Here is an 11,801-nt window from a genome sequence, read left to right on the forward strand (position 1 = left end):
ATCCGAACATGACCGTAGACAAATCTGCCATTCGCGACGCAGCAACCGTGATCGTGCTGCGCGATCGCCATGAAAAGCCGGCGATCCTGATGGGCCAGCGCGGCGCAGCCGCGGCCTTCATGCCGAACAAGTTCGTGTTTCCCGGCGGCGCGGTCGACCCCGAGGACGCCCGTGTGCCGCTGGCCACGCCCCTGCCTAATATCTGCCACCAACGCCTGGCCGATCAGGCCCCCAACGGCCTGCAGACAGCATTGGCAGCAGCCGCGATCCGCGAGTTGTGGGAAGAAACCGGCCTGATCCTGGGGGTTCCCGGGCAATGGCCCGGACCTACCCCGCAGGACTGGATCAGCTTCGCTGAGCGCGGGTTCCTGCCTTCGGCGCAGCCCTTGCAGTTCGTGTTCCGGGCAGTCACGCCACCGGGCCGGCCGCGCCGGTTCGACGCGCGGTTCTTTCTGGTGGATGCTGACGCCATCGCCAACGATCCGGACGACTTCAGCCAAGCCTCTGACGAGCTGTCGCACCTGCAGTGGATCCCGCTGGATCAGGCCCGCGATTTCGACCTGCCCTTCATCACCGAGGTGGTGCTGGCCGAGGTCGAAGCACGGGTCACCGACCCGGCCCCGCCAGCTTCGGTGCCCTTCTTCCTCAACAACGAGGAAGCCAGCCTGTTCCAGCGTCTCAAAGGCCGCCCGATGCCCGAAACGGGCTGAGGCCAGATCACTTCATCCGGCTGATCACCACAGTCACTTCGGGCTTCTTGCCGATCTCGATCTGGGCGCTTTGGCGCACGATGCGGCGCATGGCCTCTTCCAGCTTGTCGTCGTCGCGCAGCGTCTTGACGTCGGCCCGCATCAGGAACTGATTCAGGTCCTCTTCCAGCACCTCGACCAGCCCGGCACGCGACGCGCCGGTTTCCGGCAGGCCCATCGTATCGCACCAGGGCTCGCCGAGGGGCTCGTCGTCTTCGTCCAGGATGACGGTCACGATCACATGCCCGTTCAGCGCCATGCGGATGCGGTCGCGCACCACACCGTCCAGTGCCCCGACCTTGACCGAGCCGTCCAGGTATGTGCGCCCGGTTTCGACATAGTCGACCACCTGCGGCGCGTTCCCCGACAGGTCCAGCATGGTGCCGTTGACGGCCAGCACACCAGCCCGTCCACCGGCCTCGGCCAGCTTGGCATGTTCGCGCAGGTGCCGGTGTTCGCCATGCATCGGGATGACCATCTGCGGGTCGACCAGCGCATGCACCCGTTCCAGATCCGGGCGGTTGGCGTGGCCGGATACATGATACAGCCCATTGCTGTCATCGACGACGTCCACGCCTTTCTCGCTCAGCTGGTTCATGATGCGGATCACGCCACGTTCGTTGCCCGGAATGGTCTTGGATGAAAACAGAAACAGGTCGCCCTCTTTCAGCTCGATCCCCCGGTATTTGCCACGCGCCAGCTGTGCGCTGGCCGCACGGCGTTCCCCCTGGCTGCCGGTGACGATCAGCATCAAGTTCTGGCGCGGCAGGTCCAACGCCTCTTCGGCGCTGACCACGCGCGGGAAATCGGTCAGGATCCCGGTTTCGGTGGCCGCTTCGATCATCCGCCGCATGGCCCGCCCCAGCAGCACGACAGACCGCCCGGCGCGGTGGCCGGCCTCGGCCAAGGTTTTCACCCGCGCCACGTTCGAGGCGAAGGTGGTTGCCACCACCATGCCGCTGGCCTTCTCGACCAATTGAGTGATGGCGGGCCCGACCTCGGATTCCGACCGGCCGGGATGGGTCGAGAACACGTTCGTGCTGTCGCAGACCAGCGCCTTGACGCCGGGTTTTGCCACCTCGGCCCACAGGGCCTCGTCAAAGGGCTCGCCGACCACGGGGGTCGTGTCTAGTTTGAAGTCACCCGAATGCACGATGCGCCCGGCGGGCGTGTCGATCACCAGCGCGGCGCTTTCGGGGATCGAGTGCGACACCGGCAGGAACCCCACGGTGAAAGGCCCGGCTTTGACCTGCTCGGGCCAGGCCGAGACGGTGCGCACCGCATCCTCGGGGTGGCCAGCCTCTTCCATCTTCTTGCGGGCGATGTTGGCGGTGAACGCCCGCGCATGGATCGGCGCACCCAGCATTTCATGGCACAGCGCCACGGCGCCGACATGGTCTTCGTGTGCGTGGGTGATGAAAATCGCCTCGAGCCGGTCGGCGCGTTCTTTCAGCCACGAGATGTCGGCATAGATCAGGTCGACGCCCGGCGTGGTGTCCATGTCGGGGAAGGTCACGCCCAGATCGACCAGGATCAACCGTTCCTCGCCGGGCGCGCCATATCCGTAGACATAGGCGTTCATGCCGATTTCACCCGCGCCGCCCAGCGGCAAATAGATCAGTCGTTCACTGCTCATGCCGAGCCATTTTCCTTGTTGTAGCGATGGATCACGGTTAGACCGTGCATCGTCAGATCATCTTCAATTGCGTCAAAGCCCACATCGGCCTGATCGAACAGCGGGGCAAGGCCGCCGGTTCCGACAACCTTCATCGGCATGCCGTATTCGGCCTTGATGCGGGCGATCAGGCCTTCGATCAGGCCGGAATATCCCCAATACACGCCCGACTGGATACAGCCAACCGTATTCGTACCGATCACCTTGTCGGGCCGCGACACATCGATATGCGGCAGCGCGGCAGCGCCTTGGTGCAGCGCCTCGAGGCTGAGGTTCACCCCCGGCGCGATCACGCCGCCGACATAGGCGCCATCAGCCGCGACCACGTCGAAATTGGTGGCGGTGCCGAAATCCACCACCACGACATTGCCACCATGACGGTCGAAAGCCCCCGCGGCATTGGCCAGCCGGTCGGGGCCAGGGATCGTGCCCTCATCGACCCGGGGCGGAACCGGCAGCAGGCAATCGGGCTTGCCCACGACCAACGGCCGGCATCCAAAGAACCGGTCGGCAAAGACGCGCAGGTTGAACACCACCCGCGGCACGGTCGAGGCGATGATGACATCGGCAATGTCGGCCTCGATCCCGTAATGTTTCACCAGGGTGGAATACCAGGTGAAATAGGCATCGGCCGTGCGCGCATGGTGGGTCGAGGTGCGCAAGGTGCACAGGAATTTCTCGCCATCCCAGATCGAGAACACGGTGTTGGTATTGCCGCAATCAATGGCCAGAAGCATCTGCGCCCCTTTCAGAAATAGACGTCTGCCGCCGGAATGCTGACCCGGCCCTTGGCGGTGTTTAGGACAAGGTTGCCGCCCGCGTCCACCGTTTCAAAGGTTCCGACGGTCTCGGACGTGGCGGTACGGGCCGTGATGACCTCGCCCAGCTTTGCGGCACGAGACAGCCAGGCCGTGCGGATGGGCTCGAATCCATAGGTACTGAACTGCGCCTCGTATCGGGCATAGGCGGCGGCCAGTTCCGTCAGGAAATCCTCGGGCAGGACCTGAGCGCCGGTTTCCGACAGCAGCGAGACCGGTCGCAGTGCGCCGGGCTCGACGGTGTCGGGCGCAGGAGCGTCAGCCAGGTTCACCCCGATGCCGATCGCCAGATGCGACACGCCGCGCCCCTGCCCCGTGCTTTCCAACAGAATGCCCGCCAGTTTGCCGCCGTTCAGCAGCACGTCATTGGGCCATTTCAGCGACATCCCCGCCGCCCGCCCGGTCACCGAGACCACAGCATCGAACAGCGCAAGCGCCGCAACAAAGCTGCGCAGCGCCGCCTGTTCCGGGTTGCCTTCGGGGCGCATCAGCAAGGTTGCGGCCAAATTCCCCTTGGGGTTGGCCCAGACCCGGCCGCGCCGCCCCCGCGCGGCCGTCTGGTGATGCGCCATGATCCAGACCGGCCCGGTTGCGGTGGGCGCGATACGGGCGGCCTCGTTCAAGGTGCTGTCGACCTCCTGCACGACGTGCAGGCCATATCCCTTGGGCCAGTCACTCATCGCAAAAAGGCCCGGTCCTGCGACCGAGCCCCTCTGTTTCGTACGGACAGCAGATCAGTTGACAAGCGTTGCCGCGGCGGCGGTGGCCGCGCTCTCGATCCCGAACTGATAGAATACGCCGATCAACATCAGCGCCGCCGACCCCATCAGCGCCGCCCATAGAACGGGCGACGACCGAGTGTCGATCGGGTCTTCGTTCTCGTCCCCGAAATACATGTAGAACACGATCCGTAGATAATAGAACGCACCGATGACCGACGAGATGGCCGAAACGATGACCAACCCGATCAGGTCGGCATCGACACCGGCCTGCCAGACGCCCAGCTTGGCAAAGAAACCCAGCATCGGCGGCACACCCGCCAGGCTGAACATCAGGATCAGAACGGCGAGCGCCTTGCCCGGGTCACGCTTAGAAAACTGGCGCAGAGCGTCGATGTCGGTCACGGGCTTGCCGTCGCGCTCCATCATCAGGATGAAGGCGAAGGTGCCGATGTTCATGGTCACGTAGATCGCCAGATACATCAGCATCGCCTTGATCCCCAGCGCCGTGCCCGCCGCCAGACCGATCAGCGCATAGCCCATATGTGCAATCGACGAATAGGCCATCAGCCGCTTGATGTCGCGCTGACCGATGGCCGCGATGGCGCCCAACAGCATCGACAGGACCGACAGCAAGACGATCACCTGCTGCCAATCGGCGACCGCGCCGCCAAAGGCGTCATGCAGCACCCGCGCGAACAGACCCATGGCCGCAACCTTGGGCGCAGTGGCGAAAAACGCCGTGACCGGCGTGGGCGAGCCTTCGTAGACATCCGGCGTCCACATATGGAACGGCACGGCCGACACCTTGAACGCCAGCCCCGAGATCAGCAGAACCAGCCCGATCAGCAGGCCGACCGAGACCTCGCCATGATGCACCGTAGACACGATCCCCGAAAACAGCGTGGTCCCGGAGAAGCCATAGACCAGCGACGCCCCGAACAGCAGCAGGCCCGAGCTGAGCGCGCCCAGCACGAAATATTTCAGGCCCGCCTCGGTCGATTTGGCGCTGTCGCGGCGCAGCGCGGCCACGACATACAGCGAGAGAGACTGCAGCTCGAGCCCCATGTATAGCGACATCAGATCGCCCGCGCTGACCATCATCATCATGCCGACCGCTGCCAGCGCCACCAGCAGGGGATATTCGAACCGCAGCATATTGCGGCGCGCCATATAGTCCTGGCTCATGACCAGAACCGCGGCCGCCGACAACAGGATGGCAACCTTGGCAAAGCGCGAGAACCCGTCATCGACGAACATTCCGTTGAAGGCTACGTTCGTGCCCTCACCGTTTGCCGCGATCCAGAAGGCCAGCACGGCCATCAGTCCCGCCGTGGCCCAGATCAGCACGGGGGCCAGCGCGTCTTTCGAGGTGTAGACCGCCCCGATCAGCGCCACCATCGCATAGATCGCCAGAATGATTTCCGGCAGGATTACAATCAGATCAGCCTGGATCATGTCTCCAAAGCTCCCTTAGTGCGAGGCGACCTGGGTCGCGGCCTCGGCCGCGGCCAGAGCCGTGTCATAGTTCGAAATCAGCGCGGCGGTCGAATTGCCGATCACGTCCGTGACCAGTGACGGGTAGACCCCCAGCAGAATGGTCATGACGATCAGCGGCGCAAAGATCAGGCGTTCGCGTGTGCTCATGTCGGTGATCGACTTGAGGCTTTCCTTGATCAGGTCGCCAAAGACCACGCGGCGATACAGCCACAGCGCATAAGCTGCCGAGAAGATCACACCGCTGGCCGCCACTGCTGTCACCCAGGTGTTGACCTGGAAAGTACCCATCAGCGTAAGGAATTCGCCGATGAACCCACTGGTGCCCGGCAGGCCCACATTTGCCATGGTGAACAGCATGAACACCAGCGCATAGGCCGGCATGCGGATCACCAGGCCGCCGTAGGCCTCGATGTCGCGGGTGTGCATCCGGTCATAGATCACGCCAACGCAAAGGAACAGCGCGGCCGAGATGAAACCGTGGCTGAGCATCTGGAAGATCGCCCCGTCGATGCCCTGCTGGTTGGCGGCGAAGATGCCCATGGTCACAAAACCCATATGCGCGACCGAGGAATAGGCGATCAGCTTTTTCATGTCCTCCTGCACCAGCGCCACCAACGAGGTGTAGACCACGGCGATGGCCGACAGCCACAGGACCAGATCGGTCATCACTGCCGAGCCGACGGGGAACATAGGCAAGCTGAAGCGCAGGAAGCCATAGCCACCCATCTTCAGCAGGATCGCCGCCAGCACGACCGAGCCCGCCGTCGGCGCCTGAACGTGGGCGTCAGGCAGCCAGGTGTGCACGGGCCACATCGGCATCTTCACTGCGAAGGACGCGAAGAACGCGAGGAACAGCAAGGTCTGCATGCCGCCGACGATGTGGACGCCCAGCACACTGAAGCTCTCGGACGAGAACTGGTGCGTCATCAGCGCGGCAATGTCGGTGGTGCCAGCGTCGGCATACATCGCCACCATCGCCACCAGCATCAGAACCGAGCCGAGGAAGGTATAGAGGAAGAACTTGAAGCTGGCATAGATCCGGTCCTTGCCGCCCCAAATCCCGATGATCAGGAACATCGGGATCAGCCCGGCCTCGAAGAACAGGTAGAACAGCACCAGGTCCAGAGCCATGAATACGCCCAGCATCAGCGTTTCCAGCAGCAGAAAGGCAATCATGTATTCCTTGACCCGGTCGGTCACGTTCCAGCTGGCCAGGATGGTCAGCGGCATGATGAAGGTGGTCAGCAGCACGAACAGAACGCTGATGCCATCCACGCCCATCTTGTATTTCAGGCCCATCAGCCATTCGCCTTCTTCCACCATTTGAAAGCCGGTGTTCGAAGGGTCGAACTCGGTATAGATACCGATCGAGACCAGAAAGGTGACCGTGGTTGCTACCAGCGCGATCCACTTGGCATTGCTTTGAGCTGCCGCATCCTTCCCGTGCAGGAACAGCGCCATCAGACCGGCGGAAATGGCCGGAATGAATGTGACAATGGATAGGATATTGTCCATCAGTGTGCGCCTCCGCCGATCGACATCCAGGTGACCAGGGCTGCGATGCCCAGAACCATCCAGAAGGCGTAAGTGAAGATGTAGCCCGTCTGCGCCTTGCCTGCGAGGCGGGTGAAGAAGGGAACGACGCCCATTGCTACTCCGTTCAGGAAACCGTCGATCACCTTGCCGTCACCGCCCTTCCACAGGAACCGGCCCAGGGCCACAGTCGGTTTGACAAGGATCGCGTCGTAAATTTCGTCAAAGTACCACTTGTTCTTGAGGAACAGGTACAGCGGACGCTGGTTCTCGGCCAGGCGGCTCGGCAGCGCCGGGTTCACGATGTAGAACAGGTAGGCCAGTCCAAAGCCCAGAACCATTGCGATGAATGGCGAGATCTTGACCCATTTCGGCGCAGCATGCGCGTCGTCCAAAACATGGTTGTCCGGCGCGATGTACAGCGCGCCCTCGCCCGGTTTGCCGACAAAAGCATAGTGGTGGTCGCCGCTCTTGGCCTTGTCACCGTGTGCAGCTTCGTCGTCATGAGATTCTGTGGCATGCGCGTCGTCGCCATGATCATCGGCCTTGGCATGGTCACCGGCCTCGGCACGCGCCTCGGCAACCGGAATGCCATAGAACTTGCCCACCTGATCGGCGTGACCGAAGAAGTTGTTGTACCAGATCATGCCCGCGAACACGGCGCCCAGCGACAGAACACCCAGCGGCACCAGCATGACCATCGGGCTTTCATGCGCGTGCTCATGCGTGTGCTTGTCGCCCCGCTCCTCGCCATAGAAGGTCAGGAAGATCAGGCGCCAGCTGTAGAACGAGGTCATCGCGGCGGCGATCACCAGCGCCCAGAAGCCAAAGGCCGACCCGCCGGCATAGGCGCTTTCGATGATGGCGTCCTTGGACAGGAAGCCGGCAAAGCCGATCGTGGTCAGCGGGATGCCGACGCCTGTGATGGCCAGCGTGCCGATCATCATCGCCCAGAAGGTATAGGGGATTTTCTTGCGCAGGTTGCCATAGTTCATCATGTCCTGTTCGTGATGCATGGCGTGGATCACCGAGCCCGCACCAAGGAACAAGAGCGCCTTGAAGAAGGCATGCGTGAACAGGTGGAACATCGCCGCCGAATACATGCCCACGCCCGCGGCCACGAACATGTAGCCCAGCTGCGAACAGGTCGAATAGGCGATCACGCGCTTGATGTCGGTCTGCACCAGACCCACGGTCGCGGCAAAGAACGCGGTCGAGGCCCCCAGCACAGTGACGAACCCGGTCGCACCCGGCGCGAACTCCATCAGCGGCGACATACGGCAAACCAGGAACACACCGGCCGTCACCATGGTGGCGGCATGGATCAGCGCCGACACGGGCGTCGGGCCCTCCATCGCGTCCGGCAACCAGGTGTGCAGGATCAACTGCGCAGATTTGCCCATCGCACCGATGAACAGCAGCACGCAGACGACCTCGACCGCAGACCATTCGCCCCACAGGAAAGTCAGCTGCGTTTCCGCCAGCTGGGGTGCGGCAGCAAAGATATCCGAGAAGTTGATGCTGTCGGTCAGGAAGAACAGCGCAAAAATCCCCAGCGCAAAGCCGAAGTCGCCCACACGGTTGACGATGAACGCTTTCATCGCCGCCGCATTGGCCGAAGGTTTGCGGTAGTAGAAACCGATCAGCAGGTAGGATGCGACGCCCACGCCTTCCCAGCCAAAGAACATCTGCACCAGGTTGTCCGCCGTTACCAGCATCAGCATGGCGAAGGTGAAGAAGGACAGATAGGCAAAGAAGCGCGGCTTGTAGCTTTCGCCCTCGCGCCACTGCGGGTCGTGATCCATGTAGCCGAACGAATAAAGGTGCACGAGCGCCGACACCGTAGTGACCACGATCAGCATAATGGCGGTCAGCCGGTCCAGACGAATGGCCCACGAGGTCGACAGCGAGCCGCTTTCGATCCAGCGCATGATCTCGATCTGCTGGGTCTGTCCATCAAAGCTGAAGAAGACGATCCACGACAGCAGACAGGCCAGGAACAGCAGGCCCGTGGCCGTCCACAGCGCGGCCTTTTCGCCGATGAATTTCCAGCCAAAGCCGCAGATCAGCGCGCCCACGAGCGGGGCAAAGAGGATTGTGGTTTCCATGATCCCTTACCCCTTCATCATGTTGACGTCTTCAACCGCAATAGTGCCGCGGTTGCGGAAGAAGCAGACCAGAATAGCCAGCCCGATCGCCGCCTCGGCCGCGGCCACGGTCAACACAAACAGCGTGAACACCTGCCCGACCAGATCGCCGAGAAAGCTGGAAAACGCCACGAGGTTGATATTTACCGCCAGCAGCATCAATTCGATGCTCATAAGCAGGATGATGACGTTCTTGCGGTTCAGAAAGAGACCGAAGATGCCGATGACGAACAGCGTCGTCGCGACGGTAAGATAGTGCTCAAGTCCGATCATGGTCTCAAAGTCCCTGCCCCGGTTTCACGTCCTTCAACTCCAGCGCCTTGGCCGGGTCGCGCATCATCTGGGCGATGATGTCCTGCCGCTTGATGTCCTGGCGGTGGCGCAGCGTCAGTACAATGGCACCGATCATGGCCACCAACAGGATCAGGCCCGCCAGTTGGAACAGAAGGAAGTATTGATCGTAAAGGATGACACCCAGCGCTTCGGTGTTGTGGCGATCCGCCGGGATCGGCTGGGCCAGGTTGGCCGCCGCGCCCTGTGCGCTGTCCCAGGCGCCAAAGGCCATGACGAACTGCATCAGGATGACCAGACCGATCAGCAGGGCCAAAGGCATGTAGCGCGCCATCTCGGCCTTGAGCTCGGCAAAGTCCACGTCCAGCATCATCACCACGAACAGGAACAGCACCGCCACCGCGCCGACATAGACGATGATCAGCAGCATGGCGACGAATTCCGCCCCCAGCAGCACGAACAGCCCCGCAGACGACAGGAAGGCCAAAATCAGCCACAGCACCGAATGCACCGGCTGCCGGCTGATCACGGTGAACAGCCCGCCGGTGATGGCGCTGATGGCAAAGAGGTAAAAGGCAAATACGCTCATTGGTCATCATCCTCGTTTTCGCCCATGGCCTCCTGCGCCAGTTCCAGCGCCCGGGTCATGGCCGGGATGCCGGCAAAGACCGACATTTGACCGATCGTTTCCACGATCTCTTGTTTCTTGGCCCCTGCCTCGATGGCATGGCGCACCGTTTGGCGCATGGCCGTATCGGCCTGCGCGCCCTGACAGGTCAGCCCCGCCAGCGTCAGCAACAGGCGGGTCTTGGCATCCAGTCCGCCCGGATTGACGGTGTTGCCGAACATCATCTCCATGACCTCTTTGGGCATGGTCGGCCACAGCGCCTCGAAGCCGCGCATCGCGTCGACGGGCGAATAGCTCTCGAGCGCCGGGTTGAACGCCTTGGCCATGTCATGTGCCTGTTTCAGCATCTGCTCGAATGGGTTCTTGACCGGATCACTCATCTGTACGGCGCGTCCAGTTCCAGGTTGCGGGCGATCTCGGCTTCCCAGCGGTCGCCGTTCTCTAGCAGTTTCTGCTTGTCATAGAACAGCTCTTCGCGGGTCTCGGTGGCGAATTCGAAATTCGGCCCTTCGACGATCGCATCGACCGGGCAGGCCTCCTGGCAGAAGCCGCAATAGATGCACTTGGTCATATCGATGTCATAACGCGTGGTGCGGCGGCTGCCGTCTTCGCGCGGTTCGGCGTCGATGGTGATGGCTTGGGCCGGGCAGATCGCCTCACACAGCTTGCAGGCGATACAGCGTTCCTCGCCGTTCGGATAACGACGCAGAGCATGTTCGCCCCGGAACCGGGGCGACAGCGGGCCCTTTTCATGCGGATAGTTCACCGTGGCCTTGGGGGCGAAGAAATACTTCATCCCCAACTTGAAACCCTGCCAGAAGTCCTGCAGCAGGAAATACTTGGCCGCACGGGTATAGTCGATCTGGGTCATTGTCAGCCTCCTACGCTCCAGCGGGCAAACGCGCCCCAGAACCAATCGAATTTTGCAGCAAAAGCCACGAAGACCACCCAAACCAAACTGAACGGCAAGAAAACTTTCCAGCCCAGCCGCATCAGCTGGTCATAGCGGTAGCGCGGCGTGATCGCCTTGACCATCGCGAATAGGAAGAAGAAGAACGCCATCTTGGCGACCATCCACAGCACGCCATCCGGCAGGCCCGGGATCGGCGACAGCCAGCCGCCGAAGAACAGCAGCGAGGTCAACGCGCACATAAGGAAGATGGCGATGTATTCGCCCGCCATGAACAGCAGGAAAGGCGTGGCCGAATATTCCACCTGGTAGCCGGCAACCAGTTCCGATTCCGCCTCGGGCAGGTCAAACGGCGGGCGGTTGGTTTCGGCCAGCGCCGAGATGAAGAACAGGAACACCATCGGGAAATGCGGCAGCCAGTACCAGCTGAAGAACCCGAACGCGCCGTCCTGCGCCCGCACGATGTCGCCAAAATTCATCGAGCCGGTCGAGATGATCACCCCGATGATGATCAGGCCGATCGAAACCTCGTAGGAAATCATCTGCGCGGCCGAGCGCAGGCTCCCGAGGAACGGGTATTTCGAGTTCGACGCCCAGCCCCCCATGATCACGCCGTAAACCTCGAGCGAGGATACGGCGAACACGTACAAGATGGCCACGTTGATATCCGACAGCACCCAGCCATCGTTGAACGGAATGACCGCCCAAGCGATCATGGCCAGCACGAAGGATGTCAGAGGCGCCAGGATAAACACCGTCCGGTCAGCCCCGGCGGGGATTACCACCTCTTTCACCACGTATTTCAGCGCATCCGCCACCGATTGCAGCAGA

Annotated in this window: 12 protein-coding genes; 1 reads left to right on the forward strand and 11 read right to left on the reverse strand. The window is 62.0% G+C overall.

From position 1 onward, the window contains the following. Positions 1-8: 8 nt before the first annotated feature. On the forward strand, positions 9-710 hold the full coding sequence (locus AC2FM3_RS13815; RefSeq protein ID WP_496682794.1) for an NUDIX hydrolase: 702 nt from the start codon (positions 9-11) through the stop codon (positions 708-710). A gap of 7 nt (positions 711-717) precedes the next feature. Here the strand turns inward: AC2FM3_RS13815 and AC2FM3_RS13820 are convergent, their stop codons facing one another. The 11 genes from AC2FM3_RS13820 to nuoH form a co-directional block, all read right to left on the reverse strand. After that, complete coding sequence (locus AC2FM3_RS13820; protein ID WP_496682797.1) at positions 718-2,385, reverse strand: ribonuclease J; 1,668 nt, start codon at positions 2,383-2,385, stop codon at positions 718-720. Beyond that, positions 2,382-3,161 (reverse strand): type III pantothenate kinase, encoded by a 780-nt coding sequence (locus tag AC2FM3_RS13825; RefSeq protein WP_496682799.1) that lies wholly within the window; start codon positions 3,159-3,161, stop codon positions 2,382-2,384. The genes AC2FM3_RS13820 and AC2FM3_RS13825 overlap by 4 nt, the downstream gene beginning before the upstream one ends. An 11-nt stretch (positions 3,162-3,172) precedes the next feature. Beyond that, positions 3,173-3,922: a biotin--[acetyl-CoA-carboxylase] ligase gene (locus tag AC2FM3_RS13830; protein ID WP_496682801.1), complete on the reverse strand. Its 750-nt coding sequence runs from the start codon at positions 3,920-3,922 to the stop codon at positions 3,173-3,175. A 54-nt stretch (positions 3,923-3,976) separates the two neighbouring features. Continuing rightward, on the reverse strand, positions 3,977-5,419 hold the full coding sequence (nuoN, locus tag AC2FM3_RS13835) for an NADH-quinone oxidoreductase subunit NuoN (protein ID WP_496682804.1): 1,443 nt from the start codon (positions 5,417-5,419) through the stop codon (positions 3,977-3,979). 15 nt (positions 5,420-5,434) lie between these two features. After that, positions 5,435-6,976: an NADH-quinone oxidoreductase subunit M gene (locus AC2FM3_RS13840; protein ID WP_496682807.1), complete on the reverse strand. Its 1,542-nt coding sequence runs from the start codon at positions 6,974-6,976 to the stop codon at positions 5,435-5,437. Beyond that, on the reverse strand, positions 6,976-9,102 hold the full coding sequence (nuoL, locus tag AC2FM3_RS13845) for an NADH-quinone oxidoreductase subunit L (RefSeq protein WP_496682810.1): 2,127 nt from the start codon (positions 9,100-9,102) through the stop codon (positions 6,976-6,978). Before nuoL ends, AC2FM3_RS13840 begins: the two co-directional genes overlap by 1 nt. 6 nt (positions 9,103-9,108) lie before the next feature. Beyond that, positions 9,109-9,414 (reverse strand): NADH-quinone oxidoreductase subunit NuoK, encoded by a 306-nt coding sequence (gene nuoK / locus AC2FM3_RS13850; protein ID WP_171096971.1) that lies wholly within the window; start codon positions 9,412-9,414, stop codon positions 9,109-9,111. A gap of 4 nt (positions 9,415-9,418) precedes the next feature. After that, entirely contained in the window at positions 9,419-10,021 is a 603-nt protein-coding gene (locus tag AC2FM3_RS13855; RefSeq protein ID WP_496682814.1) for an NADH-quinone oxidoreductase subunit J, read from the reverse strand. Next, complete coding sequence (locus AC2FM3_RS13860; protein ID WP_496682817.1) at positions 10,018-10,440, reverse strand: carboxymuconolactone decarboxylase family protein; 423 nt, start codon at positions 10,438-10,440, stop codon at positions 10,018-10,020. Before AC2FM3_RS13860 ends, AC2FM3_RS13855 begins: the two co-directional genes overlap by 4 nt. Further along, entirely contained in the window at positions 10,437-10,931 is a 495-nt protein-coding gene (nuoI, locus tag AC2FM3_RS13865; protein WP_005984030.1) for an NADH-quinone oxidoreductase subunit NuoI, read from the reverse strand. Before nuoI ends, AC2FM3_RS13860 begins: the two co-directional genes overlap by 4 nt. A 2-nt stretch (positions 10,932-10,933) precedes the next feature. After that, positions 10,934-11,801: NADH-quinone oxidoreductase subunit NuoH (gene nuoH, locus AC2FM3_RS13870; RefSeq protein ID WP_496682820.1), on the reverse strand; the 868-nt coding region annotated here is incomplete at its 5' end.

Source organism: Ruegeria sp. BHSB172 (assembly GCF_059613165.1).

Excerpts from the sequence above, each read along its gene's own strand:
- nuoL (WP_496682810.1), bottom strand. The coding sequence starts at position 9,102 with ATGGAAACCACAATCCTCTTTGCCCCGCTCGTGGGCGCGCTGATCTGC.
- AC2FM3_RS13830 (WP_496682801.1), bottom strand. The coding sequence starts at position 3,922 with ATGAGTGACTGGCCCAAGGGATATGGCCTGCACGTCGTGCAGGAGGTC.
- AC2FM3_RS13815 (WP_496682794.1), top strand. The coding sequence starts at position 9 with ATGACCGTAGACAAATCTGCCATTCGCGACGCAGCAACCGTGATCGTG.
- AC2FM3_RS13860 (WP_496682817.1), bottom strand. The coding sequence starts at position 10,440 with ATGAGTGATCCGGTCAAGAACCCATTCGAGCAGATGCTGAAACAGGCA.
- nuoN (WP_496682804.1), bottom strand. The coding sequence starts at position 5,419 with ATGATCCAGGCTGATCTGATTGTAATCCTGCCGGAAATCATTCTGGCG.
- AC2FM3_RS13855 (WP_496682814.1), bottom strand. The coding sequence starts at position 10,021 with ATGAGCGTATTTGCCTTTTACCTCTTTGCCATCAGCGCCATCACCGGC.
- AC2FM3_RS13825 (WP_496682799.1), bottom strand. The coding sequence starts at position 3,161 with ATGCTTCTGGCCATTGATTGCGGCAATACCAACACCGTGTTCTCGATC.
- AC2FM3_RS13820 (WP_496682797.1), bottom strand. The coding sequence starts at position 2,385 with ATGAGCAGTGAACGACTGATCTATTTGCCGCTGGGCGGCGCGGGTGAA.
- AC2FM3_RS13840 (WP_496682807.1), bottom strand. The coding sequence starts at position 6,976 with ATGGACAATATCCTATCCATTGTCACATTCATTCCGGCCATTTCCGCC.
- nuoI (WP_005984030.1), bottom strand. The coding sequence starts at position 10,931 with ATGACCCAGATCGACTATACCCGTGCGGCCAAGTATTTCCTGCTGCAG.
- nuoK (WP_171096971.1), bottom strand. The coding sequence starts at position 9,414 with ATGATCGGACTTGAGCACTATCTTACCGTCGCGACGACGCTGTTCGTC.